The sequence below is a fragment of the Rhodococcus sp. ACPA4 genome, from assembly GCF_002300185.1.
In the GTDB taxonomy this organism is placed as follows: domain Bacteria; phylum Actinomycetota; class Actinomycetes; order Mycobacteriales; family Mycobacteriaceae; genus Rhodococcus_F; species Rhodococcus_F globerula.
Genome location: NZ_NSDY01000001.1, coordinates 2,689,371 through 2,712,879, shown reverse-complemented (window position 1 = coordinate 2,712,879; position 23,509 = coordinate 2,689,371). Strand labels below are relative to the sequence as shown.

The following is a 23,509-nucleotide window of genomic DNA, read 5'->3' as shown; positions in this document are numbered from 1 at the left end:
TCCTACATTTCGAGCCGCCACAACGGTGACACGGGGCCGTGACCGGCTCCGAGGTCGTACGACGCCTCGAGGCACTTGGTCACCCATTCCTTGCCGAATGCGACGGCGTCGGGAACCGAATAACCGTGTGCCAGAGCGCACGTGATGGCAGCAGCCAGGGTGTCGCCGCCGCCGTGATCGTTGCCGGTCGCGATGCGGGGACTGCTGAACTCGAGGAAAGTGTCACCGTCGAACAACAGGTCGGTGCTCATGTCCGAGGTGCGCAGGTGTCCACCCTTCACGATGGACCACTGAGCGCCCAAACCGTGAAGGGCCTCGGCTGCGCGACGTGCGGTGGCGTCGTCCTGGACGTCGATGCCGGTGATCAACCGAATTTCGTCGAGGTTCGGTGTCACAACAGTTGCGGCGGGGATAAGGACGTTGCGGACAGCGTCGAGCGCTTCCGCGTGCAGGAGAGGATCGCCGTGCATCGACGCACACACGGGGTCGACGACAAGCGGGATCGGCCGGTCGCGGCCGATCCCCACCTCCGCGGCAACCGCAGCTACCGCTTCGATGATGGTTGTCGACGCCAGCATGCCTGTCTTGGCGGCGCCGATGCCGATATCCGAGACCACAGTCCGCACCTGATCGGCGACGACCTGCGGCGGAATCTCGTGGAAACCGCTGACGCCCACCGAATTCTGCACGGTGACGGCCGCAACGGCCACGCACGCGTGGACGCCGCACATTGCCATCGTGCGGGAGTCGGCTTGGATGCCGGCGCCGCCGCCGGAATCGGTGCCGGCAATGGTAAGGGCACGAATCGGCGTCTGGCCGGAGGGCGTCAGGGGAAGCAGGTTCACGTCGGAGAGCCTACCGATCGGACCTGGGGAAACCCCAGTTCGGTCCGAGCAGGTTCGGTTTCCAGGAGGTCCGCGTACTGACGGACGTCCGCCGAGATCCGCATCGAGCAGAACTTCGGACCGCACATCGAACAGAAATGCGCGGTCTTGGCGGGCTCGGCCGGAAGCGTCTCGTCGTGGAATTCTCGTGCCGTATCCGGATCGAGCGACAACGCGAACTGATCCAGCCAACGAAACTCGAAGCGCGCCTTGGACAGTGCGTCGTCCCGGGCCTGAGCGTTGGGGTGTCCCTTGGCGAGGTCCGCAGCGTGCGCGGCAATCTTGTACGTGATCACCCCGGTTTTCACGTCGTCGCGGTTGGGTAGGCCGAGGTGCTCCTTGGGGGTGACGTAACAGAGCATCGCGGTTCCGGCCCGCGCGATCATCGCCGCTCCGATGGCCGACGTTATGTGGTCATAGGCAGGCGCGATGTCTGTCGCGAGCGGTCCGAGTGTGTAGAACGGCGCCTCGTCGCACAGTTCCTCCTCGAGGCGGACGTTCTCTTCGATCTTGTCCATGGGAACGTGTCCCGGACCCTCGATCATGACCTGGACGCCGGCGGCTTTCGCGATCTGGGTGAGCTCGCCCAGTGTGCGCAACTCCGCGAATTGCGCGGCGTCGTTCGCGTCGGCGATCGAACCGGGGCGAAGACCGTCACCGAGGGAGAACGTGACGTCGTAACGCCGCAGGATCTCGCACAGTTCGTCGAAGTGGGTGTACAGGAACGACTCCTGGCGATGGTGCATGCACCACGCGGCCATGATCGCGCCGCCGCGAGAAACGATTCCCGTCACTCGGTTGGCGGTCAGAGCGATGTAGCCGATTCGCACACCCGCGTGGACGGTCATGTAGTCCACACCCTGCTCACACTGCTCGATTACCGTGTCGCGGTAGATCTCCCACGTCAGGGCGGTGGGGTCGCCGTTGACCTTCTCCAGTGCCTGATAGATCGGAACCGTGCCAACCGGAACGGGTGAGTTGCGCAGAATCCACTCACGGGTGAGATGGATGTCCTTGCCGGTCGACAGGTCCATGATGGTGTCGGCGCCCCACCGGATCGCCCACACCATCTTCTCGACTTCCTCTGCCACAGAAGATGTTACGGCGGAGTTTCCGATGTTTGCATTGATCTTCACGGCAAACTTCTTGCCGATGATCATCGGTTCCAGTTCTCCGTGTCGATGGTTGGCCGGGATCACGGCCCGGCCTCTGGCCACCTCGGATCGAATGAGTTCCGCGGAAACGCCCTCTCGGACAGCGCAATACCGCATCTCCGGAGTGATCACGCCGGCTCTGGCGCATTCCAATTGTGTCGAATCTCGTGCACTCCGCTCCCACGCGTCGCGCGTTCTGGGGAGGCCGCGGTCGAGATCGATCGTCGCGGCGGTATCGGTGTACGGACCTGACGTGTCGTACAGATCCAGATGCTCACCAGTGGTGAGGGTGACGCGTCTAAGCGGGATCCGGAGTGAATCCGATTCGAGATAGTGCTTGCTGCTGCCCTCGATCGGGCCGGTAGTCACGGCTGCCACGCCGTGGACAGCCTTGTTGAGGACAGTCTTGTTGACAGACTTCTCGTGCATTAATGCGCTCCCTACGCCGGCATTACCCGGTCAGGTTCATCCGGTCGACGGCCCTAGCCGTCCTCTCAGCCCGCTGGTGCGAGCCCCCGTGGTGGTTGTATGAAATTTTGTGCGCGTGCGCTCACAACGGCACCGGGCGACTGTATCTCAGTACCGAAAGAAAATCTCGGTGCGATTGCGGTCGGGTCGTTCTCGGTGCGAAAATTGGGCGATCCCGGGACAGCGTCGTCGGCAACTGTTTCTATGAGTGTCATGGATCACAGTTTGGGTACCGTGCGTGCAGCAGTGGAGGTTTCCACCATGAACAACTCCGCCATGAATAACACCGACATCACGCTGATCGACAACCCGTCACATGAACGGTTCGAATTGCTCGCGGGCGACGAACTGGTCGGCATCCTCGGCTATCGCGACGAAGACGAGATCCTCGGGTGCGGCGCCGAAGCCGGCGATGTGGTGGCGTACATGCACACCGTCGTCAAGGAAGAGTACGGCGGCCAGGGAATGGCAGCCGTATTGGTGCAGTTCTCGATGGATTGCGCCCGCGAACGTGAGTGGTCGGTTCGCCCGGTGTGCTCGTACGTGCAGCGATACCTCGGCGAGCATCCCGAATATCTCGATCTGCTCGTCGAGGACTGACCGCGCCGTTCCCGCTTTTCAGGAACCCAGCTGTGCGATCACAGGGGCGTGATCGCTGGCGCCCTTGCCTTTACGCTCGTTCCGATCGATTTCGGCGGACTCGACGCGAGCCGCCAGTGCGGGCGAGCCGAGAATGAAGTCGATGCGCATTCCCTGCTTCTTGGGGAAGCGGAGCTGCGTGTAGTCCCAATACGTGTACACGCCGGGACCGGGAGTGTGGGGGCGGACGACGTCCGTGAAACCGGACGAGATGAACGCGTCGAAAGCAGCGCGCTCGGCCGGCGACGTATGAGTCTTGCCTTCGAAGACAGCGGGATCCCAGACGTCCTCGTCGGTGGGTGCGACATTCCAGTCGCCGACGAGGGCGATCTGCTCGTCCGGGTTCTGCTTCAGCCAGCCTTCGGCGTCGTCGCGCAGCTTGGCGAGCCAGTCCAGCTTGTACGCGTAATGGGGATCGTCGAGTTCACGGCCGTTGGGAACATACAGGCTCCACACCCGCACCCCGCCACACGTCGCGCCGATCGCGCGGGCCTCGCGCACCTGCTCCGCTTCGGGGTCCTTGGTGAAGCCCGGCTGATCCTCGAAGCCGATCTGCACGTCGTCGAGACCGATACGCGAGGCGATGGCAACGCCGTTCCACTGGCTGAGTCCGACGTGAGCGACCTTGTAGCCGATCTCCTCGAAACGTTCGTACGGGAACTGCTCGTCCTTGCACTTGGTTTCCTGCATCGCCAGGACATCGACGTCGGATCGGTCGAGCCAATCGATGATCCGGTCGGTACGGGCACGGACGGAGTTGACGTTCCAGGTAGCTATGCGCACGCGGGCAAGCCTAGCGTCAGGCACCGACAGGCGCGGTGGCGTACCGGTAGCGATGATGTTCGACGAAGCCGAGCGAGCGGGCTGTCGCGACTGCCGCGGTGTTGTCTTCGGGAACGGCCAGGTAAGCATGGGTTGCGCCCTGGATTCGACTCCACCCGAGCAAGTCAGTGCAGATCAGAGTGCCGATTCCGTGCCGTCGGTGTGCATCCGCCACCGCGAGATCGAGTAGACCTGCCCACCGACGGCCGTCGGGCGCGTCGCTGACGGCGGCTCGTGCCGAAGCCAGGATCATCGTGTCGGCGCTGCCGATCGTTCCGGTGGCCACGCGCGTGAGGGAGTCCCCGGCGCGAGCGTCGTCGATGGTGGTCGTGAACTGTGGCGGCGTCGGGGCTACGTTGTCGAGGTCGGCGGCAAATATGATGCCCTCGCCGCCGGAAATCCACGTGGGCGGGGCAATTCCGAGGCGGTCGGGCAGCATCAGAGTGGTCGGACGTCCCCGATCTGCGAACCAGGAGCGGATGGCCGCCAGCGTTTCCGGGGTTCGCGACGCACTGCCGCCGGGTTCGCCGAGGGGGAGTGCCGAGTCCATGTCATGGGGCGAGTGCCCGATGCGCAGCAGCCAACCGTCGATCCGAGCCTGCTCGGATCCCGGCGAACCGGCGGCCGCCGCGATCTCGAGGTTGCGGATGTCGCCCACCCGAATGGGCCGCGCTGCAAGAACTTTGAGCGCGATTACCTGATCCGCCGATACGGTGACAACACGCCCGTCGTTGCCGCGAACCGTGATCGGGTCCGCGGATTCGAGGGTGCCGATCACGTCGGTCATCGGATGCGAGTAGCCGGGTGGGAGCTTGTACCGCAGCACCACCCGGCTACCGATCGAGATGGGCAAATGTCTCAGTCTTCGTCGTCGTGGCCGAACGGATCGTCGACCGTACCCGGAGTCCAGGTCAATCCGGGCTTACCCCAACCGGACTGCTTGATGGCCTTCTTCGCGGCGCGCGCATTCCGGCCGATCAGAACGTCGGTGTACAGGAAGCCGTCGAGGTGGCCGGTTTCGTGCTGGAGCATCCGGGCGAAGAATCCGGTGCCTTCGTACTCGACAGGGTTGCCGTCGGCGTCGGTTCCGGTGACCTTGGCCCAGTCGGCGCGGCCGGTGGGGAACTGCTCGCCGGGAACGGAAAGGCAGCCTTCGAAGTCGTCCTCGGGATCGGGCATCGTCTCGGGGATTTCCGACGTCTCGAGGACGGGGTTGACCACAACTCCGCGTCGGCGGGTGTCGCTACGATCGTCACCTGGGCAGTCGAACACGAAAAGACGCAGCGAAACACCGACCTGATTGGCCGCGAGGCCGACGCCGTTGGCGGCGTCCATCGTCTCGTACATGTCGGCGATCAGTTCGGCGATTTCCGCCGGAGACTGCGTGACCGGCTTTGTGGGCTCGTGCAGTACCGGGTCGCCGACGATTCGGATGGGGAGGATAGCCATGGCGTCAAGGATAGTGCGGCGCGCCCGCGTGGTTATCGCGGCCCGCCCGATACCTCGTGGTTCAATGGTTGCTGAAGAACAACGATGTGATTTGTTGCTCGGTCGGGCCACGTACCCGGGGGAACGCGGGCAACAGGGGGACACAGTCTCACTGACGGCGAATACAGCAGTCGAGGAGTGACATGGACAGCGCAGTTGCGCGTAGTCGAAGCCGGACCGATGGCGCCGAGGTCGAAGATGCTGCGGGCGTCAGCTCTGCCGGAATCAACGATGTCGGCGAAGACGGGCTTACTCGCCGAGAACACGACATTCTTTCCTTCGAACGCCAATGGTGGAAGTACGCCGGCGCGAAGGAAGTAGCGATCAAAGAGTTGTTCGACATGTCGGCAACCCGCTACTACCAGGTGCTCAATGCACTCGTTGATCGCCCCGAATCGTTGGCGGCCGATCCGATGCTGGTCAAACGCCTGCGCCGGTTGCGTGCCAGCCGGCAGAAGGCCCGGGCGGCTCGTCGCCTCGGCTTCGAAGTGACCTGAAGCCGCAAAACCTACACACAAACCTCTGTCGATGAACGGTCGAACCGCCCACTGGCGATAGGGTCGAGAGTGTGAGTACCCCGAAAGAGCAGCCGTCCGGACCACCCCTACGCGCTATCGCCATGGTGCTGATCGCCCTCGCGATCGTGTTCATCGGGCTCGGTGCGGCGTCACTCGGCGGTTCCGATTCCGACACCACGGCGGCCGAGCAGACCGAGACGAGCGCGCCGGCCGCAACCACAACAGCGGTTGCCCCCGTGACAACAGCACCGGCTGCCAAAACCGGCACCGACTCCGCGGAAACCACGACGACACGCCCGTCCGCCACCACGACATCAGCCGGCGCGTCGGTGAGTGTCGATCCGTCGACTGTCAGTGTCCGGGTGCTCAACAACAGCACGGTATCCGGGCTCGCAGCAGGAACCGCGGAAGAATTGACCGCTGCGGGTTGGAACGTCGAGGAGACGGGTAACTACAGCGAAGGAACGGTGAGCACCACCACGGTGTACTACGGATCTTCCGCGGCAGAGAAGGCAGCGGCGCAGCAGATTGCCGCCGAACTCGGTGTGACGGCAGAGCCGCGATTTGCCGGTATCGCAAGCGCGTCGCCCGGTGTGATCGTCATCGTCACGTCCAACTGACCCGTCGGTTCGGACCACCCGTCGGGTCTGTGTACTACTCACGCCGTTATGATCAGTTGCACTTCCTCGCCACCCAAAGGAGCGGTTCGATGGCCCCCAGCAGCACCCGGCGTATGTCCTGGCGCGTCGTTGCCCCCGTAGTCGCACTAGCCGCTTTCGGCTTGACTGCCTGCAGTAACAACGAAGAGCCCAGCAACGTCCCCGGTACAACTCCGCCTGTGTGGACGGGTGCGGCCGACCCAAGCGCACATGAGAGCGAAAGCCACGGAGCGTCGTCGACTGCTCATGCCGGTAGCTCCGCAACCGAGACGGTTACCGCAACGTTGAACGGCGCAGACGGCAGCAAGGTCGGCACTGTCACGTTCACGCAGGAAGGTAGTGACGTCAAGGTCACCCTCGATGCAAAGGGCCTGACGCCGGGCTTCCACGGCTTCCACGTTCACCAGATTGCCAAGTGCGAGACCAACTCGGTTGCGCCCAGCGGCGGCGAGCCGGGCAACTTCCTCTCGGCCGGCGGACACTTCCAGGCAGAGGGCCACACCGGCCATCCCGCCAGCGGCGACCTGACGTCCGTACAGGTTCTCGAGGACGGTTCGGCCACCCTCGTGACCACCACCGATGCGTTCACGGTCGATCAGCTGGTGGCTAACGGCGGCACGTCCGTCATGATCCACGCAGGTGCCGACAACTTCGGCAACATCCCGACGCGTTACGCGCCGGCGCCGGATCAGCAGACCCTCGATACCGGTGACGCCGGCGCACGCGTTGCGTGTGGTGTCATCACCGAGAGCTGATCCTGCTCTGAGTTCTGTATCACTTCGGCAACTACCACGCAGTAGCCAGCACGGTGTTCTCGCGATCATTGTGGTTGGATTCTCTGCGTGGTAGTTCCATTTCCGGGTTCGCCGCGTCCGACGCTGGGCGTGGAGTGGGAGATCGCCTTGGTCGATCGTGTGACCAGAGATCTCTCCAATACAGCTGCCGAGGTGTTTTCGGCGGTCGAGGAGCTTGCGGGCTCCGAGACTCCGCACATCACCAAGGAGTTGCTGCGCAACACCGTCGAGTTGGTGACGGGCATTCACGACACGGTCGGCGAAGCCATGAGCGATCTCGATGCGTCCCTCGACCTGTTGCGCCGGGCCGCGGATCCGCTGGCCGTCGACCTCATCTGTGCGGGTACCCATCCGTTTGCCCAGTGGTCCACTCAGTTGGTCACGCGCACGCCTGATTACGACGAGCTGATCGAGCGCACGCAGTGGTGGGGCCGGCAGATGTTGATCTGGGGTGTGCACGTCCACGTCGGAGTGTCTTCGGCGGATCGGGTGTTCCCCATCATCAATGCGCTGTTGCAGCGGTACCCGCATCTGTTGGCGCTGTCGGCGTCGTCGCCGATGTGGGCCGGTGTCGATACCGGCTATGCGTCCAACCGGGCACTGATGTTCCAGCAGTTGCCGACGGCGGGTCTGCCGTACCAATTCGAGAGCTGGGCCGAGTACGAGTCGTTCATCGACGACCAGATGAAGACCGGCGTGATCACCAAGATCGGTGGCATGCATTGGGACATTCGTCCGGCGCCCAAGTGGGGAACCATCGAAGTCCGGGTGTTCGACGGGGTGTCGACGCGCGCGGAACTGGGCGCGCTGGTCGCATTGGTTCACTGCCTCATCGTTGATCTCGACCGCCGCCTCAGCGCGGGGGAGACGTTGCCGAACATGCAGCCGTGGCACGTGAAGGAAAACAAGTGGCGCGCAGCCAGATACGGTCTCGACGCCGAGATCATTCTGGACTCGGCCGCAAACGAATGTCTGGTCACCGACGACTTGGAGCGACTGCTCGAAGATCTCACGCCGATCGCGGTGTCGCTCGGGTGCGCGGACGAGTTGGCATCCGTCGCCGATATTCCGCGCCGCGGAGCGTCGTACCAGCGTCAACGACGCGTCGCGGAAGCTCACGGTGGAGATCTGGTGGCAGTGGTCGACGCGTTGGTTGCAGAGTTGGGTACGTGACGCGCCGCTGAGCAGTTCGGACAAACAGTCCATTTGTCTAGACGCCGTCCAAGCACCGTTCACTCGCCGTTTACTATTATCCGGTGTTGACAGACAGTGTGTCCCGAAGTGGGGCTTCGACGGGACAGACGGGCCAGTCCTGGGCGGCTTCGCACAAGGTCCTGATTCTCGGTAGTGCCGCAGTGCTTGCCCTCGTTCTGGGCGTGCAAGCTTTTGCGTCCTACAAGGGATATCTCGGTCCGGTGGAAAGCCTGTTCGGTGACTACTTCCTGGTTCCTCGTTCGGCAACGATGCCGTGGGTGGGGCTGGCATTGGCCCTGGTCGGGCTCAATACCCGGGAGCGTGTGTACGCGATCTCCGCGGCTGTTGCCATCGACCTGGTGGTCGGAGTTATCCGCTGGTCCGCCGGCGGTCCGATCACGATGGGCACCGGCGGCACCTGGGTGCTCACTGCTATTGCGGTGTACGCGTTCTGGAAACTCACCGGTGAGCGTCGGTCCGGCGTGCTTCGCGGAGTGGTGTTGGGTGCGTTGCTGATCCTCGCCGCGAAGGTGGCCGAGACCTGGCTTTCGATCACCATCCTCCTCGGCACCGACGTGTGGGACGAGTACGTCTTCCTGGCCGATCAGGCGCTGGGCAACCCGTCGTGGGTCATGGGTCAGTTCGTCGACGCGTTCGGCCCGGTGGGAGCGGCGATCCTCGACTGGATCTACGTCGAATTGCCGGTCGCGATCATCGTTGTCGCGCTGTACCAATGCCGTAAGGGCTGGCCGTCGCATCACCTTCTCCAGACGTTTCTGCTGATCGGTTTGATCGGGCCGATCTTCTACATTCTGTTCCCCGTGGTGGGTCCGGTATTTGCGTTCGGCCCCCGCGGGTTCGGATTCCAGATCGGCGACTTCTGGCCGAATATCGTTCCGAACGTGGATTTCTCGGCGCCGGCGTCGCTGCCGTTCGACGACGCAGCACCACGTAACTGCATGCCGAGTCTTCATACGGCGTGGGCTGTTGCGCTGTTCACCCACTCGCGCCGCGGCCCGTGGTGGCTGCGGACCTTGGGTACGTTCTGGCTTCTCGCGACGTTGACGGCAACCCTGGGTTTCGGGTTCCACTACGGCGTCGACCTCATCGCCGGCGCGGTTCTGTGCCTGACTCTCGATGCCGCACTGCACGATCCGGAACGTGGTTGGGGTTGGTTCCGCATCAGGCTGGTGCTCGGCGGAAGCGCGATACTCGTCGGACTACTGCTGTCGTACCGGTTCGCGTCCGTGCAGATGGCGGCGTACCCGGAACTGTTCGGGCCGCTGCTCGTCGGAGTTCTGACCGCGATGTCGGTGGCCTTCTTCGCGACGTTCTACGCCAAGCCTGGCACTGCGCTTGCGCAGTGGGGCGGCCGGAGCGAAGACGTCGCGGACCCTACGGATTCAGCTACGGACTCTGCGGCGGGTCTTCCAATTCGTTGATCTTCATGACGGCGTCCTGCTCGCGCTGCTCGCGGTAGGCCACACGGCCGACGCTGTGTGCGATCACCGGCGCTGTCAGCATGGTGAAGATTCCGACCAGGACGAGCATCCAGATGTCGACGCTGCCGCGCAGCAGGAACACCGCGCCCATGAGAACAAGAACAAGTCCGACGACCTGAGGTTTCGTGGCCGCGTGCATCCGGCGCAATGTGTCGGGGAATCGCACGATGCCGACAGCTGCGGTCAGGGCGAGCACCGAGCCGAGGAAGATGGCGAGGACGCCGATGACGTCGAGGATGTTGCCGATCATCGGTCACTCACCCGGAATCGTGCAACCGAGACGGATCCGATGAATCCGACCAGAGCGAGTGCAACGATCGCGGGAACGATCGTGGTGTCTCCGCTGTACGCGGCCCATACTGCGAGTCCACACATGGCAACGGCGACAATCGTGTCCAGCGCGACCAGACGGTCGAGTGAGCTCGGCCCGTCGATGAGCCGGAAAGTGGTCAGGACTGCGGCGACCGCGAGCATCACTCCGGAGATGATCAGGATGGTGGTGATGAATCCGTTCATTATTGATCCTCCGCTCGTGGCGCATCGAATTCGTAGTCACGTTGGTGCCACGGGCTTGGTTGCCAGTCGGAGTCACGCTCGAACGACGCGATGAACAGTCGCTCCAGATCTTCGACCGAGCGATAGAACGCGCTCACCGCTTTCTGTGAACCTACGTCGAGGACGTGAACGTAGACGATCCGGCGGTTCTGGTCGATCTCGAGAACCATCGTTCCCGGGATCAGGTTCAGCACGTCGATGCACAGCGTGAGTACCAGATCGGACTTGATACCAAGTTGGTAGCGCAGAACACCGGTGACGGGCGGCGGCGACGGCCGGATGGCAAGCCACGCCACCTGGATGCTGGAGACGGCCGCGTAGTACACGATCACGCCGATCAGACGCAGGATCGAGAGCACGTGCACTCGACCTTCCACGGGGACCGGCGGCAGCGGTAGAAGGACCATGATGACCAGGCCGACAGCAAGTCCACCGAAGATATTGCCCCAGCTGACGTTGCCCCACAGCAGAATCCACACGATCATGAGCCACAGGAGGACTCCGATGCGGAGTACGAGTGAGCGTTTCATCGCGGCGCCTCCTCGGTGTCAGTCACAGGCGTGTCAGTCACAGGCGTGTCGGCTACAGGGGCGTCGGCTACAGGTATCGGTCGGTGATCGCCGAGAACCGCGTCGATGTAGATGGACCGATCCTGTAGATCCTTCGCGGCTCGGTCGCTGATGTCGATGATCTGCCCGGCAAACACCGTCAACGCGAGGCCGACGCCCACGAGTGCGACTGTCGGGATCAGCATGAAGGCGGGAATCTTGCCGACGTCCTCGCGGTCGTCGAACGCGATGTCCTCTTCGGATTCGTCGATCAGAGCCGACGGGCTGACATCGGCGAGGTCGCCTTCGGGTGCGTCGGCTCGGGCGCGCCAGAAGGCCTTGGTCCACACACGGGCCACGGCGTAGAGCGTCAGGAGGCTGGTGACGGTACCGCCTGCGACGAGTACCCAGGCGAGTGCGCTGGCGTCGGAGGCTCCGGCTTGCAGCAGCGCAACCTTGCCGATGAAGCCGGAGAACGGCGGAATACCACCAAGATTGAGAGCGGGAACGAGGAACACGATAGCCAGAATCGGGCTGGCAGCGGCCAAACCGCCGAGGCGTCGTAGTGACGAGCTTCCGGCTTGTCGTTCGATCAGACCCACGACGAGGAAGAGCGTCGTCTGCACGATGATGTGGTGCGCGACGTAGTAGATGGCGCCCGACAATCCCGAGGTCGTGGAGAGCGCGATACCGAAGATCATGTAGCCGATATGGCTGACCAGGGTGAAGGACAGTAATCGTTTGATGTCGCTCTGGGCGATGGCACCCATGATGCCGACCACCATGGTCAACAGACCGCACACCATCAGGACATTGTCGAGTTCACCTTGCGGGAACAGCAGTGAGTGCGCGCGGATGATCGCATACACACCAACTTTGGTGAGCAGGCCGGCAAAGACGGCGGTGATGGGCGCCGGCGCCGTCGGGTAGGAGTCAGGAAGCCACGCCGACAGTGGGAAGACCGCAGCCTTGATCCCGAACGCCACGAGTAGGACGCCGAAGATCGCGGTGCGGGTGCCGGCGGGGATGTTGTCGAACCGCAGGGCCATGTCGGCCATGTTGAGTGTGCCAGTCGCGGCGTACGCAAAGGCGATGCCGGCCAGGAAGATCAGCGAAGACACCATCGACACCATGACGTACGAGACACCCGCTCGAACGCGGTCGGCACTCGCTCCCAAGGTCAGCAAGACGAAGCTCGCGGACAGCAGCACCTCGAACCCGACGTACAGGTTGAAGAGGTCACCGGCGAGGAAGGCGTTGGAAATACCCGCGGTCAGAGCCAGATATGTCGGCAGGAAGATCGACACCGGCTGCGCTTCGTTACCGTCGCGGATACCCTGACCGATCGCGTACACCATGACGGTGAGCAGGACGATCGAGGAGACGACCAGCATCATCGCCGACAGTCGGTCGACGACGAGAGTGATGCCGATCGGCGAATCCCAGCCGCCCACCTGAACTGCGGTGGTGCCGTCGCGGTCTGCCAGATACAGCAGCATGCCGGACACAGCCACGACGGCGACCAGTGCGATCAGGGTGATGACTCGCTGGAACCGGGGACGTCGGCCGACAACAAGTGTGGCGGCAGCGCCCAGCATCGGAATCAAGACGGGCAGGGGCGCCAGTGCGCCCATGAGGTTGGACGAAATGGTCACGTGCGCGCACCTCCCTTACCGTCTTTCTGGCGCTTCTCAGGTTCTTTCTTGCGGGCGAGGTCAGTGGCCCAGTCGGGCACGGGTTCGTCCTCGAAATCCCCGTCGCGAAGATCTTCGTAGCACTCGATGTCCTCGAGGTTGACCAGTTGTTCCAGGGGGATGGGGTTGCCGTCCTTGTCGAATGCGTCGCCGCCGATGCTCGGCGCACCGGTGACGGGGTCGTCGGATCGGTCGTGGTCGGGAGCGTCGGCGGGCAACCTGCGCAGCAAGACCTTGGTGTCCTCGGGATCGTCTTCCACGGCGTCGGCGGTGTTGATCTTGTAAGACCGGTACGCCAGTGCCAGAACAAAGCCGGCCATGCCCATCGTGATGACGATCGCGGTCAGGATCATGCCCTGCGCCAGAGGATCGGCGATCTCTTCGTGCACGGAGTCGCGGCCGACGATCGGCGGATTGCCGTCACTGCCGCCGACGGTGAGGATCAGCAGGTTGATGCCGTTTCCGAGCAGAAGCATTCCCAGCAACATGCGGGTGATACTGCGCTCGATCAGCAGGTACACGCCCGTCGACGTCAGGACGGCGATCAGGAGGAGCATTCCGATATTTGCGCTCATGATGCTTTCACCTCGATTTCTGCGTCGAGGCGTGCGCCGAGACTTCGGAGTACGTCCAGCACCAGGCCGACCACGATGAGGTAGACGCCCAGGTCGAAGAACAGTGCGGTGACCAGTTTGACGTGGCCGATCAGCGGGAGGGTGAACTCGAAGACCGCCGACGAGAGAGCCGGGGCACCGAGGAACAGCGAGATGATCGCGGTGCCGGCCGAGAGAGCCAAGCCCAGGCCGAGGATCTTTCCGGCGTCGATGGGAACGGCTTCACCGAGTTCGTAGCGTCCACCGGCGAGGTAGCGCAACACGAGCGCAAGCCCGGCCGTCAAGCCGCCGGCAAAGCCGCCACCTGGCGCGTTGTGGCCGGAGAAGAAGAAGTAGATCGACAGCACCATGATCGTCGGGAAGACCAACCGGGTGGTGACCTCGAGGACCAGGGAGCGGTGACGCGGATCGATCAGGTCGCCGCCGCGCAGCCAGGTCGTGTCGGTGCTTGCGGCCGCTTTGTCGACGATCACCGAAGGCGCGTCGGACACTCGGGGCGCGATACCGAAGCGGCGGTTGCGGAACACAAGGCTGGCGACGCCCGTCGCGGCAACCAGCAGCACCGAGATCTCGCCGAGAGTGTCCCAGGCGCGGATATCGACGAGCAGGACGTTGACCACGTTCTTGCCGTTGCCGATGGTGTACGCGGCGTCGGGAAGCAGTTCGTAGATCGGGCGCGTATTGCGAGCGTTGACTGCGTACGCCGCGATGGCGGTGATCGTGATTCCGACGGCACCGGCCAGAAGGGCGCGCGGCAACTTGAACCCGATCGCCTTACTCTCGTCGATCTCGGCCGGGAACTTTCGAAGCACGAGCACAAAGATGACCAAAGTCAGTGTTTCGACCAGGAATTGGGTAAGAGCCAGGTCGGGGGCACCATGCAGCGCGAACAACACACCGGAGCCGTAGCCGGTGAGTCCGACCAGGATCACGGCGGCCAGACGGTTGCGCATCACAGTCGCAGCGATGGCTGCGGCGATCATCATCAGCGCGATCGTCAACTGGATGGGGGAATCCCACAACCGGAGATCGACGCCCGTGTCGGTGTCGATGATCAGTAGGACCAGGGGAACGACAACCAGCGTCGCGAGGATGGTCGACTGCGTCCGGGGCAGTGAACCACGCTGCGTGACTCCGGTCAGACGCATGGAGATGGTGTCCATGCCGCGCAGGGTCGCGTCGTAGATACGGTCGGCGTTGCCGAGCGGAGGGTGCTCGAAGTGCAGGCGGCTGATCTGGCGTTGCGCGATGTAGAGCGCAAAACCTCCGGCGATGACCACACAGGTGAGCAGCAGCGGCGTATTGACGCCGTGCCACAACGCCAGGTGATAGTCGGCGTGCGGACCGGCGGGCAGGGTGGTGGAGTACGGCGTCAGTAGCTTCTCGAGCTGCGGCGACAGTATTCCGGCAGCCAGTCCGGCAACGGCGAGCAGACCAGGGGAGAACAAGAACAGAGCGCTGGGCGCATGCATCTTGCTCACGGCGGGGCTGGGCTTGCTCAGGGTCTTGCGTCCGAACGCGCCCCAGATGAAGCGAATGCTGTATCCGACGGTCAGAATCGAACCCATCACGATGACAGTGATGACGGCGATGGACGACCAGTGGCCGAGGACGTCGGTTTCGAGCACCGATTCGAGGGCAGCTTCTTTGCCGACAAATCCGAGAAGCGGCGGTAGCCCGGCCATGCTGGCGGCGGCTAGGGCCGCGATGATCGCCAGCGCGGGGGCCGTCTTACCGAGATGGGCAAGTTTGCGCAGGTCACGGGTGCCGGTGGTGTGGTCGATGATACCGACCACCATGAAGAGCGCAGCCTTGAACATGGCGTGCGCCACCACCATCGTCATGCCGGCGAGGGCCGCGTCGCGGGTTCCCAGACCGACCAGAACCATCATGAAACCGAGTTGGCTGACGGTGCCGAACGCAAGGACGAGCTTGAGGTCGTATGCCCGCATGGCTCGCCAACCGGCCAGGATCATCGACAGCAAGCCGAGGCTGATGATGGTGATGCGCCACGGCGGTGAATCCGCGTATCCGGGGGCGAGACGGGCAACGAGGTAAATACCGGCCTTGACCATCGCGGCGGCGTGGAGATAACCGCTGACCGGGGTGGGCGCGGCCATGGCGCCGGGAAGCCAGAAGTGCAGCGGGACAATTGCGGATTTCGACAGTGCACCGATCAGGATCAGGACAATCGCGACGGACGGCAACCATCCCGTCGGCGGGTTGGCGACCAGGTCGGACAGGTTGTAGCTGCCACCGGCTTGGCCGAGGATGATCATGCCGACCAACATCGCGAGACCACCAGCGGTGGTGACCAACAGTGCCTGGGTTGCGGCGCGGCGACTGGTAGCGCGCTCGGCGTAGTGGCCGACCAACAGGAACGACAGAACCGTGGTCAGTTCCCAGAACATGTAGAGCAGCAACATGTTGTCGCTGGTCACGAGGCCGAACATGGCGCCGGCAAATGCCACCATTTCGGCAGCGAAGATGCCGAGGCGGGGTTCGTCGTCGTTGAAATATCGTGCGCAGTAGATCAGAATCAGCGTGCCGACACCCAGGACCAGGACGGCCATGATCGCGGAGAGCGCGTCGAATCTGAAGTCGATGTCCATCGACAGGCCAGGAGCCCACGTGATGTGGAGTGTCTCGACTGTGCCCCATTTGTCGATGACCCAACCGAGGCTGACCAGCGGAACCAGTGAGAGCGGGAAGAATCCATTTCGCCCGAACCTGCGCACCACAAGCGGAGCCAAGAGGGCGGCAACGGCATGGGCAAGCAGAATACTGAGCAAAAGGCACTCCGTCGTGTTGTGTTCAGCGGGCGGCGGGGTGTCCGAACAAATCGAACCTATCGGTAATTTCGGGACGTAGCCCCTTCACAAGGACACCGTCTGGGTGTATACATTACCGGCCCGTCTTCATTTGCCGTGCAGTGCGTCGCTTCGAACTACAACCGTGTGAACTGATACACGTATGTTGGACCGGGTGAAAACGCAGATCATCCGCACCGCTGCCCTTGCACATATTCGGGATCGCCGACTGATTCAGACCCGGTCGGTCGGGAAGACAGCGTTCTACATGGCCGGCGGCAAAATCGATCCGGGTGAGACCACCGAACAAGCATTGCACCGCGAGATTCGTGAGGAACTCGATGTCGGACTTGTCCCCGGCACCGTCGAGTTTCTCGACGTGTTCGAAGCTCAGGCGTTCGGGCATTCGGTAGGGACGGCGCTGCACATGAGTTGCTATCGCGCCGAGATGGACGGCGAACCCCGTCCGACGAGCGAGATCGCCGAGTTCCGGTACTTTACGTGCGCAGAGTACGAAGCCATGGACGACGTGGCACCAGGTTCGCTCAAAGTGTTTCGACGCTTGGTGTCGATGGACCTGATTGACTGATCAGACGCAGTCGGCGGCTCGCGTAGGCGCAGACGACCACGATCACGAGGGCTGTGCCGTTGAGGATCAAGACGTCGTCGGACGGTGCGAACCGACTGGCCGTGGTAGCTCCGGTGATGGGCGTGTAGTCGGTCCACCCGTAGGAGAACTGCGGATATACCAGTAAGGCCAATGCCGTGGGTCCGAAGATCACACTGAGACCGACGAGCAGTCGCGACGCGCCGGTCCGCGCCGGTTCGGACTGCATGGCGCTGACAATCGTGTACGCCGCGCCGGCGCCGCAGATGCGGATCAGGACGTCGCTGACCGAAAGCGCGTTCTCCGAAGAGAACGTGGTTGTTGCGACGTAACTCGCAATTCCGGCAACGGACAAGACAACGAGCACGATGTAGCCGCCCACGAGTGAGGGACGAAACGCTGCGAGCGTTGCTGCCGCGATGATGAGGACCGTGAGAAAAACCGCAGTCGGAACGGGCGCCGATGCCCCGGTGCTCACGGACGCAGACAGGCTGTTTGCCACCGCGGATGCCAGCATGGCCGCGGCGGCCGTCGACATCAGCAGGATCTGGCCGCCCTTCTCCAAAACACGTGCGGCAATGACGGTGACCAAAATGGCACAGGCGACGACGGGAATCGCCGCCCACACCGTGTTGATGGTGATCCACCAGTTCACGGCCACGCCCATGAGCGTCAGCACTGCCGAGATCACCACAGGCCGCACTGCCATCCGTTCCGGTGGCTCGTCGCGATGTCGGTCGGCGTTGCTGCGCCACCAAACGAGCGCCGTAAGTGCAGTCAGTCCGAGGGCGATGAGTGTGGCGGCCACGATCGGCGGCTGAAACTGGGTGGTGTCTTGCGCGAGGTAGTCCGCATAGCGACGTGGAACTGCCGTGGGGTCGAGCAGTGCATCCGAAACGAACACGGCAACAAGCACACCCGCTACGGTGGCAGCCCGCACCATGCGGGGAATCGTGACCGTTATTGCTCCGAGCGCCACGCCGGCACCAACCGGGGACAGCGCCTCGAAGGCTTGGTAATACAGGCCTGGCAGTTCCAGCAGGAGTCCGCCGAATGCAACCAGCGCCGACGTCCGAATGCGAGTTCGAGCCAGACCGGCCGCGGTGCCGACAGCAACAACCGCCAGAACGCCGGCCCCGATCGTGCCGATGGACCAGAACCGATCGCCCGACCAAATCGACCTGGACTGGCTTTCCAGGAAGGGAGCCAAGCCGACCACGGTGACCACGAATGCCGTCACGCCGCCGAGTATCAGACGGGGCGTCCTGCTTATGACGGGCACCACTTCACGGTAGTCAATGAGCGTCGGATACGCCGGATTCTGCTGAATTGGAGTTTTGTGGAACTCGTCTGATGGCGGCGCCGCACACAGCGATGATCGCGACAAAGAGGAGTGCTGATCCGATTGTCTGGGCGTTGACGTAGTCGACTGGAATCTCCGCGGTGTATATCGCAGGCTCCACAGAGGCGAAATTCACCCGCACCGGTGGCCACGAAAGTTGATAGGCCAGAACAGTGATCGAGGTAAACGTCATTGCCGCGAACGGGATCGCGAGTCCGAGGGTGGCGTCGACCAGGCTGGCCGGAGCAAGCGCACCGAGCAACGCCGCTCCGCCGAACCCCAGGGCGGCGATTTTCACCACGATCGAAACGGCTCCGTGTGCAGTGGTGAAAGGGAGAAGCTCGGACAGGGGCACCGCGGCGAGGATGACCACTGCGACGGTGGCAGGGATGCGCTTGCTCAGTCGCAACCCCAGCGCGACCGCCACACCGGAGGCGAGCACCACAACCCAAGGGGATTCCAGCGATGCCCACTGGCCGAATTGGCCGTTGACAAGCAGGGTCGGTGTCGACGCGGCTGCGAGTGCTGTTGCGGCCCAGAGAAACTTGCCGCCCGCGCCGGACTGCTCGCCGAGTTGGCGGGCAACGATCGCCGTCAGGGCCAATGCCGCTGCGGCGCAGAGAATCATGACCACCCAGGCGGTGCCCTTGCTCGCGAATTCCTGTCGGTCGACGATGGATCCGAGTATCCGGTGCCCGATTGCCAAGGCGATCACGGCAATGAGCGCGACGCGGATTTCGCCGGCGTCGGGGCGTCTGATGCGGAATCCGGACTGAGCGCTTATTGCGCAGGCGACTGCCAGTACAGCAGTTGCCGCCAGCAGAAACCACGCTGGTTCGCCCACAGCGGAGGTGCTCATCCGGCCGGCTCCGGTACCGAAGGCGTGCGCGGACAGATATCCCGCGATCACACCCAGTAGCACGCCGTTCCTTGCGGCGGTCCGATCCCAGCTTGCGGCAACTGCGCAGCCCAGAATGACGCCTGCCGCAACACTTTTGAGTACCACGAGTGTGATCAGCAGGTCGAGGACGGCAACGTCCGGAACGGCAACCCGGATCAGTGCGATGATCGCTGTTGCCGCGGTGACAACGATCCACGCTGCTCGGCGGGAACCGCTCCGCTGCGACAGTGCGCACGCGAGGACGGCTACGACGGCGCCCAGTGCAACGGAGGTGGGACCGCTGCTGATCCAGCGGTCGATTTCGGACTGCGAGGCGACAATCGCCCAGTCCTGCAGCGGGGGATTGGTCAAGGCGAAGGCGGCAAGTGCCCCCGACGCGAGTGCCGCGAGGGTGGTGAGGATCGCTCGGAAATCGACTGGCATCGAACCAACCTATCGCGGGCTCGCTCTCAGGCCGGTGGGGTCAGCGCGGGAAACCAGATGTCGGTCAGGACGTCGGCGGCCACGTCGGCGCCGGCGGTGATGGCGCCTTGCTCGGCCCATCGGATGAAAAAACGCTCGATCTGCGTGAGTAGCAGTTCAACTCGGAGTTTTGCCTCGTCATGTCGCTCCTGCGGCCAGCGGGCAAGGTACGACGTCATCGCATTGGGGAGCGCCGAGATGCCGTCGCGCGCGAGTGTGCGAAATTCGGGTTCGAGAACCATGGCCTCGTCCCACGCGCGCATCAGGTGGTGATGATCGCGGCACCAGTCGAGTGTCCGGTTGATCCACCCCGCAAATTCTGCGCGTGAACCGGAATCGAGGACGTGGTCGAGGTCCTGGAATATCGCGAGCGTGCTGATGACGACGGAATTGGACCCGAGGGCCTTGAGTATGTCGAGTTTGCCGGGGAAGTGGAGATAGAACGTGGCTCGGCTGCACCCGACCGCGGCGGCGATGTCTTCGACGGTGACGGCGGCGTAGCCCCGTTCGGTGAACAGTGCGTCGGCTGCGGCCACCAGGTCGGCACGGGTCTGCTGCTTCTGCTTTTCGCGCAGAGTCGGTTTGGCGGCGGTGTCTGTCATTGGAGGAATCTTACGGCTGTCGACGAATTTGCACGAGACTATCCGTCTGTCACTTGACAGGCCGTTAGTGAAAGCTACTCTGTGGTGCAGGGCACAATCGACCGATCAGAGGACGCCATGACTATCTCGGATACAACGCGCACACCTGACCTGCCAGCCGGATTCGACGTCACGGACCCCGCGATTCTCGGCGAGCGGATTCCGTTCGAGGAATTTGCCGAACTTCGCCGAAGCGCACCGGTGTGGTGGTGCGAGCAGCCGCCTACCGTCGGCGGATTTCAGGACGAGGGTTACTGGGTTGTTTCTCGACACGCCGATGTCAAAGAGGTCAGTCAGCGCAGCGATATCTTCTCGAGCTGGGAGAACACCGCCATTGCGCGCTTCGCGGACGACATGCCGCGCGAGGCCGTCGAGATGCTGCGGCACCTGCTCCTCAACAAGGATGCGCCGGAGCACACCAAACTTCGCAAGCTGATTTCCAAGCTGTTCACCCCGCGGGCCATCAACGGGATGCGCGACGAGTTGGACCGGCGCGCACGCAGCATCGTCGACACCGCCGTCGGTGAAGGCCCGGGCGATTTTGTGAAGCAGATTGCCAGTGAGCTGCCGCTGCAGGCGATCGCAGATCTGATCGGCGTCCCGCAAGACGATCGCGACAAGCTGTTCAAGTGGTCCAACGAGATGATGGGCTACGACGACCCCGAGTACGTGGGTGATCCGGCGGTCGCGTCCACCGAGGTGCTCGGATACGCATACCAAATGGCCGACGCGCGTCGTACCTGCCCGGCCGACGACATCGTCACCACTCTCGTCCAGGCCGACATCGACGGCGACGCATTGAGCCCCGAAGAGTTCGGATTCTTCGTGCTGATCCTCGCGGTGGCGGGCAACGAGACAACCCGAAATGCCATCACCCACGGCATGATTGCGTTCCTCGAGAATCCCGAGCAGTGGGAGCTGTACAAGAAGGAACGGCCCAAGACGACGGCCGACGAGATCGTCCGCTGGGCAACACCGGTCACCGCGTTCCAGCGCACCGCCCTCGAAGACACCGAACTGGCCGGCGTCTCCATCAAGAAGGGACAGCGGGTGGTCATGCTCTACAGTTCCGCGAACTTCGACGAGGATGTCTTCGAGGATCCGATGACCTTCGACATCACCCGTAACCCCAATCCGCACTTGGGTTTCGGTGGAACTGGCGCGCACTTCTGTATCGGGGCGAATCTTGCCCGGATGGAGATCGACCTGATGTTCAATGCACTCGCCGACAATGTCCCCGACATCACCAAGATCGGTGATCCCCGTCGTCTGCGCTCGGGTTGGATCAACGGCATCAAGGAGTTCCAGGTTGATTACAAGAGCACAGGCTGCCCGGTAGCTCACTAGGGGCTACGCCCCTGTGCGCCTTTCTGGTAGCCAGCGCTACCAAAAAGGCGCACAGTAAGGTGACGTATCGCCTACTTTCAGGAGCCACCGTATGCCATCGATCAACGACAAGGCCACCGCTCTACTGGCGCTGCACCAGCCAGGAAACCCCGTCATTCTCCCCACCGTCTGGGATGCCTGGTCCGCAAATCTTGCTGTTGCGGCCGGTTTTGCAGCTCTGACCGTTGGCAGCCACCCGGTATCGGATTCCATCGGAAAGCCCGATAACGAGGGAATCACGTTCGGCGAGTTGGTACGCCGGATCAAGCAGATCACCGGCGCCGTCGACGCTCCGGTTTCCGTGGACATCGAGAGTGGATACGGACTCGAGCCCGCTGTGCTCATCGAAGGGCTGATCGATGCCGGCGCGGTCGGTCTCAACATCGAGGACACCGTGCACAGTGAGGGTGGCCGTCTTCGGGAGGCACAGGAGCACGCCGATTTTGTGGGTGGGCTTCGCCAGGCCGCCGACGCCGCAGGTGTCCACGTTGTTGTCAACGCGCGCACCGACCTGTTCGTGAAGCAGGTGGGCGACGAGGCTGATCGTGTGGACCGCGCCATTGCTCGCCTGAAACTGGCCGCCGACGCGGGAGCCGATGTTCTCTACCCCGTCGGACGGCACGACGACGCGACCCAGCGGCGTCTGACGTCGGAGCTTCCGTTGCCGGTCAATGCAATCGGGATCCCGGATCAGGACGACCCGGCTAGTTTCGGACCGCTCGGCGTCGCCCGCGTGAGCTTCGGGCCGTTCTTCCAGATGGCATTGTCGACTCGGGCCAACGAGATTTTGGGGCGCTGGAAATAACAATGCAGAACGTGATGTCGCCAGGCCCGCTTCTCGATGCGCGTGGGCACCTCGTAGAGGCGGGCTGGGCGCCGTCGGAGGTCAAGACTTATCGGCGGTCGGCAGTCAAGGCGCCGAAGTTCCGGCTCAAGGAGTGGGACTACTACTGCGTGCTCACACCGGAATACGGGATTGCGCTGACCGTCGCGGACAACGGCTACATGGGGTTGCTCGGGGTGTCGTGGCTGGATTTCACCACTCCGAGTGAGGTCACGGAAAACGTGATGCTCCCCTTCCCGATGGGCAAACTTGGGTTGCCTTCCAGTGCCGATTCCGGCGACGTCGTTGTGTCGAAAGGTAAGGCGCGCTTCGAGTTCAGGCATGTCGACGGTGGTCGTCGCCTGATCGTGGACTACCCGGCATTCGACCATGGCAAGGGATTGCACGCCGATCTGTTTCTCGAAAGCCCCGCCGATGACCGCATCGCGATCGCCACACCCTTTCCGAAAGCTCCGCGGTCGTTCTACTACAACCAGAAAGTCAACTGCCTGCCCGCTACCGGCACCGTTCGGGTCGGATCGCAGCAGTTCGCGTTTGCTCCGGAAGTTGCCTTCGGAGTGCTGGATTGGGGCCGCGGAGTCTGGACCTACGACAACACTTGGTATTGGGGCTCGGCATCGGGATTGGTGAACGGCGAGCGCTTCGGCTTCAACATCGGTTACGGATTCGGAGACACCACAGCGGCCAGCGAGAACATCGTCTTCGTGAACGGTGTTGCGCACAAACTGGATCGCCTGGCGTTCGAGATTCCACGAACCTACGACGGTGCGCCGTGGAACTTCACGAGCAACGACGGGCGGTTCGAGATGAAGTTCGAGCCCATCATCGATCGCGCCGCGAAATTCGACGTGGGTGTCCTGCGGTCCATTCAGCACCAGGTGTTCGGCAGGTTCACCGGCACGGTTGGTCTCGACGACGGCACATCGGTGGAAGTTCGCGACCTCCTCGGGTTTGCGGAGGAAGTTCGGAACCGCTGGTAGGGG

The 23,509-nt window shown here is 63.1% G+C and carries 24 protein-coding genes; 10 read left to right on the top strand and 14 right to left on the bottom strand.

Annotated elements, in window-relative coordinates:
- Nucleotides 1-2 precede the first annotated feature (2 nt).
- Together thiD and thiC are read right to left on the bottom strand one after the other, a co-directional pair.
- A complete protein-coding gene (thiD, locus tag CJ178_RS12355; protein WP_033235607.1) occupies nt 3-845 on the bottom strand; it encodes a bifunctional hydroxymethylpyrimidine kinase/phosphomethylpyrimidine kinase in 843 nt (280 codons plus the stop codon).
- Nucleotides 842-2,467, bottom strand: a complete 1,626-nt coding sequence (gene thiC, locus CJ178_RS12350; RefSeq protein ID WP_045064019.1) for a phosphomethylpyrimidine synthase ThiC — start codon at nt 2,465-2,467, stop codon at nt 842-844. Before thiC ends, thiD begins: the two co-directional genes overlap by 4 nt.
- A gap of 243 nt (nt 2,468-2,710) precedes the next feature.
- Here thiC and CJ178_RS12345 point away from each other — a divergent pair, with 243 nt between their 5' ends.
- Entirely contained in the window at nt 2,711-3,106 is a 396-nt protein-coding gene (locus CJ178_RS12345; RefSeq protein WP_373557452.1) for a GNAT family N-acetyltransferase, read from the top strand.
- Between the two features lie 18 nt (nt 3,107-3,124).
- On the opposite strand, the gene CJ178_RS12340 is transcribed toward CJ178_RS12345, so the two are convergent.
- The 3 genes from CJ178_RS12340 to CJ178_RS12330 are packed head-to-tail and all read right to left on the bottom strand — an operon-like array spanning nt 3,125 to nt 5,416.
- Complete coding sequence (locus CJ178_RS12340) at nt 3,125-3,928, bottom strand: exodeoxyribonuclease III (protein ID WP_095886788.1); 804 nt, start codon at nt 3,926-3,928, stop codon at nt 3,125-3,127.
- 16 nt (nt 3,929-3,944) lie between these two features.
- Nucleotides 3,945-4,820, bottom strand: a complete 876-nt coding sequence (locus CJ178_RS12335; protein WP_441346842.1) for a GNAT family N-acetyltransferase — start codon at nt 4,818-4,820, stop codon at nt 3,945-3,947.
- Nucleotides 4,821-4,825: 5 nt separating this feature from the next.
- Nucleotides 4,826-5,416 (bottom strand): peptide deformylase, encoded by a 591-nt coding sequence (locus tag CJ178_RS12330; RefSeq protein WP_033235604.1) that lies wholly within the window; start codon nt 5,414-5,416, stop codon nt 4,826-4,828.
- A gap of 182 nt (nt 5,417-5,598) precedes the next feature.
- Here CJ178_RS12330 and CJ178_RS12325 point away from each other — a divergent pair, with 182 nt between their 5' ends.
- The 5 genes from CJ178_RS12325 to CJ178_RS12305 all read left to right on the top strand — a co-directional run bounded on the left by CJ178_RS12325 (nt 5,599) and on the right by CJ178_RS12305 (nt 10,062).
- Nucleotides 5,599-5,952: a DUF3263 domain-containing protein gene (locus tag CJ178_RS12325; protein WP_033235603.1), complete on the top strand. Its 354-nt coding sequence runs from the start codon at nt 5,599-5,601 to the stop codon at nt 5,950-5,952.
- A 71-nt stretch (nt 5,953-6,023) separates the two neighbouring features.
- Nucleotides 6,024-6,593, top strand: coding sequence for a LytR C-terminal domain-containing protein (locus CJ178_RS12320; protein WP_033235602.1), 570 nt, complete (start codon nt 6,024-6,026; stop codon nt 6,591-6,593).
- 89 nt (nt 6,594-6,682) lie between these two features.
- Nucleotides 6,683-7,387 carry a superoxide dismutase[Cu-Zn] gene (gene sodC, locus CJ178_RS12315; RefSeq protein ID WP_033235601.1) on the top strand — a complete coding sequence of 235 codons (705 nt, stop codon included), beginning with the start codon at nt 6,683-6,685 and terminating at the stop codon, nt 7,385-7,387.
- Between the two features lie 87 nt (nt 7,388-7,474).
- Complete coding sequence (locus CJ178_RS12310; protein WP_033235600.1) at nt 7,475-8,599, top strand: glutamate--cysteine ligase; 1,125 nt, start codon at nt 7,475-7,477, stop codon at nt 8,597-8,599.
- An 83-nt stretch (nt 8,600-8,682) separates the two neighbouring features.
- Nucleotides 8,683-10,062 carry a phosphatase PAP2 family protein gene (locus CJ178_RS12305; protein WP_095886787.1) on the top strand — a complete coding sequence of 460 codons (1,380 nt, stop codon included), beginning with the start codon at nt 8,683-8,685 and terminating at the stop codon, nt 10,060-10,062.
- On the opposite strand, the gene mnhG is transcribed toward CJ178_RS12305, so the two are convergent.
- The 6 genes from mnhG to CJ178_RS12275 are packed head-to-tail and all read right to left on the bottom strand — an operon-like array spanning nt 10,028 to nt 16,325.
- Entirely contained in the window at nt 10,028-10,372 is a 345-nt protein-coding gene (gene mnhG / locus CJ178_RS12300; protein ID WP_033235598.1) for a monovalent cation/H(+) antiporter subunit G, read from the bottom strand. The two genes, CJ178_RS12305 and mnhG, sit on opposite strands and share 35 nt — an antisense overlap.
- Nucleotides 10,369-10,638, bottom strand: coding sequence for a monovalent cation/H+ antiporter complex subunit F (locus CJ178_RS12295; RefSeq protein ID WP_202026106.1), 270 nt, complete (start codon nt 10,636-10,638; stop codon nt 10,369-10,371). The genes mnhG and CJ178_RS12295 overlap by 4 nt, the downstream gene beginning before the upstream one ends.
- A complete protein-coding gene (locus CJ178_RS12290; RefSeq protein WP_033235597.1) occupies nt 10,638-11,207 on the bottom strand; it encodes a Na+/H+ antiporter subunit E in 570 nt (189 codons plus the stop codon). Before CJ178_RS12290 ends, CJ178_RS12295 begins: the two co-directional genes overlap by 1 nt.
- Nucleotides 11,204-12,859, bottom strand: a complete 1,656-nt coding sequence (locus CJ178_RS12285; protein WP_202026177.1) for a Na+/H+ antiporter subunit D — start codon at nt 12,857-12,859, stop codon at nt 11,204-11,206. The genes CJ178_RS12290 and CJ178_RS12285 overlap by 4 nt, the downstream gene beginning before the upstream one ends.
- 17 nt (nt 12,860-12,876) lie before the next feature.
- The gene (locus tag CJ178_RS12280) at nt 12,877-13,494 is read right to left on the bottom strand and encodes a Na(+)/H(+) antiporter subunit C (RefSeq protein WP_033235595.1); all 618 of its coding nucleotides are present in this window, start codon (nt 13,492-13,494) and stop codon (nt 12,877-12,879) included.
- On the bottom strand, nt 13,491-16,325 hold the full coding sequence (locus tag CJ178_RS12275; RefSeq protein ID WP_033235594.1) for a Na+/H+ antiporter subunit A: 2,835 nt from the start codon (nt 16,323-16,325) through the stop codon (nt 13,491-13,493). The genes CJ178_RS12280 and CJ178_RS12275 overlap by 4 nt, the downstream gene beginning before the upstream one ends.
- Before the next feature lie 193 nt (nt 16,326-16,518).
- On the opposite strand from CJ178_RS12275, the gene CJ178_RS12270 reads away from it, so the two are divergent.
- On the top strand, nt 16,519-16,932 hold the full coding sequence (locus tag CJ178_RS12270; RefSeq protein WP_230590259.1) for an NUDIX hydrolase: 414 nt from the start codon (nt 16,519-16,521) through the stop codon (nt 16,930-16,932).
- On the opposite strand, the gene CJ178_RS12265 is transcribed toward CJ178_RS12270, so the two are convergent.
- From CJ178_RS12265 to CJ178_RS12250, 3 genes are read right to left on the bottom strand one after another with little or no spacing between them, the layout of a single operon-like run.
- Complete coding sequence (locus CJ178_RS12265) at nt 16,889-18,232, bottom strand: hypothetical protein (RefSeq protein WP_230590257.1); 1,344 nt, start codon at nt 18,230-18,232, stop codon at nt 16,889-16,891. The two genes, CJ178_RS12270 and CJ178_RS12265, sit on opposite strands and share 44 nt — an antisense overlap.
- A gap of 13 nt (nt 18,233-18,245) precedes the next feature.
- Nucleotides 18,246-19,616, bottom strand: coding sequence for a hypothetical protein (locus CJ178_RS12255; protein ID WP_033235592.1), 1,371 nt, complete (start codon nt 19,614-19,616; stop codon nt 18,246-18,248).
- A 26-nt stretch (nt 19,617-19,642) separates the two neighbouring features.
- Nucleotides 19,643-20,257, bottom strand: coding sequence for a TetR/AcrR family transcriptional regulator (locus tag CJ178_RS12250; RefSeq protein WP_033235591.1), 615 nt, complete (start codon nt 20,255-20,257; stop codon nt 19,643-19,645).
- Between the two features lie 117 nt (nt 20,258-20,374).
- On the opposite strand from CJ178_RS12250, the gene CJ178_RS12245 reads away from it, so the two are divergent.
- From CJ178_RS12245 to CJ178_RS12235, 3 genes are all read left to right on the top strand, one after another.
- A complete protein-coding gene (locus tag CJ178_RS12245; protein ID WP_033235795.1) occupies nt 20,375-21,643 on the top strand; it encodes a cytochrome P450 in 1,269 nt (422 codons plus the stop codon).
- A 91-nt stretch (nt 21,644-21,734) separates the two neighbouring features.
- Nucleotides 21,735-22,487: an isocitrate lyase/PEP mutase family protein gene (locus tag CJ178_RS12240; protein WP_095886786.1), complete on the top strand. Its 753-nt coding sequence runs from the start codon at nt 21,735-21,737 to the stop codon at nt 22,485-22,487.
- 2 nt (nt 22,488-22,489) lie between these two features.
- The gene (locus CJ178_RS12235) at nt 22,490-23,506 is read left to right on the top strand and encodes a DUF2804 domain-containing protein (protein ID WP_095886785.1); all 1,017 of its coding nucleotides are present in this window, start codon (nt 22,490-22,492) and stop codon (nt 23,504-23,506) included.
- Nucleotides 23,507-23,509: the final 3 nt, after the last annotated feature.

Excerpts from the sequence above, each read along its gene's own strand:
- thiC (WP_045064019.1), bottom strand. The coding sequence starts at position 2,467 with ATGCACGAGAAGTCTGTCAACAAGACTGTCCTCAACAAGGCTGTCCAC.
- CJ178_RS12345 (WP_373557452.1), top strand. The coding sequence starts at position 2,711 with ATGAGTGTCATGGATCACAGTTTGGGTACCGTGCGTGCAGCAGTGGAG.
- CJ178_RS12330 (WP_033235604.1), bottom strand. The coding sequence starts at position 5,416 with ATGGCTATCCTCCCCATCCGAATCGTCGGCGACCCGGTACTGCACGAG.
- CJ178_RS12325 (WP_033235603.1), top strand. The coding sequence starts at position 5,599 with ATGGACAGCGCAGTTGCGCGTAGTCGAAGCCGGACCGATGGCGCCGAG.
- sodC (WP_033235601.1), top strand. The coding sequence starts at position 6,683 with ATGGCCCCCAGCAGCACCCGGCGTATGTCCTGGCGCGTCGTTGCCCCC.
- mnhG (WP_033235598.1), bottom strand. The coding sequence starts at position 10,372 with ATGATCGGCAACATCCTCGACGTCATCGGCGTCCTCGCCATCTTCCTC.
- CJ178_RS12295 (WP_202026106.1), bottom strand. The coding sequence starts at position 10,638 with ATGAACGGATTCATCACCACCATCCTGATCATCTCCGGAGTGATGCTC.
- CJ178_RS12290 (WP_033235597.1), bottom strand. The coding sequence starts at position 11,207 with ATGAAACGCTCACTCGTACTCCGCATCGGAGTCCTCCTGTGGCTCATG.
- CJ178_RS12285 (WP_202026177.1), bottom strand. The coding sequence starts at position 12,859 with ATGGGCGCACTGGCGCCCCTGCCCGTCTTGATTCCGATGCTGGGCGCT.
- CJ178_RS12280 (WP_033235595.1), bottom strand. The coding sequence starts at position 13,494 with ATGAGCGCAAATATCGGAATGCTCCTCCTGATCGCCGTCCTGACGTCG.
- CJ178_RS12255 (WP_033235592.1), bottom strand. The coding sequence starts at position 19,616 with ATGCCAGTCGATTTCCGAGCGATCCTCACCACCCTCGCGGCACTCGCG.
- CJ178_RS12250 (WP_033235591.1), bottom strand. The coding sequence starts at position 20,257 with ATGACAGACACCGCCGCCAAACCGACTCTGCGCGAAAAGCAGAAGCAG.
- CJ178_RS12245 (WP_033235795.1), top strand. The coding sequence starts at position 20,375 with ATGACTATCTCGGATACAACGCGCACACCTGACCTGCCAGCCGGATTC.
- CJ178_RS12240 (WP_095886786.1), top strand. The coding sequence starts at position 21,735 with ATGCCATCGATCAACGACAAGGCCACCGCTCTACTGGCGCTGCACCAG.
- CJ178_RS12235 (WP_095886785.1), top strand. The coding sequence starts at position 22,490 with ATGCAGAACGTGATGTCGCCAGGCCCGCTTCTCGATGCGCGTGGGCAC.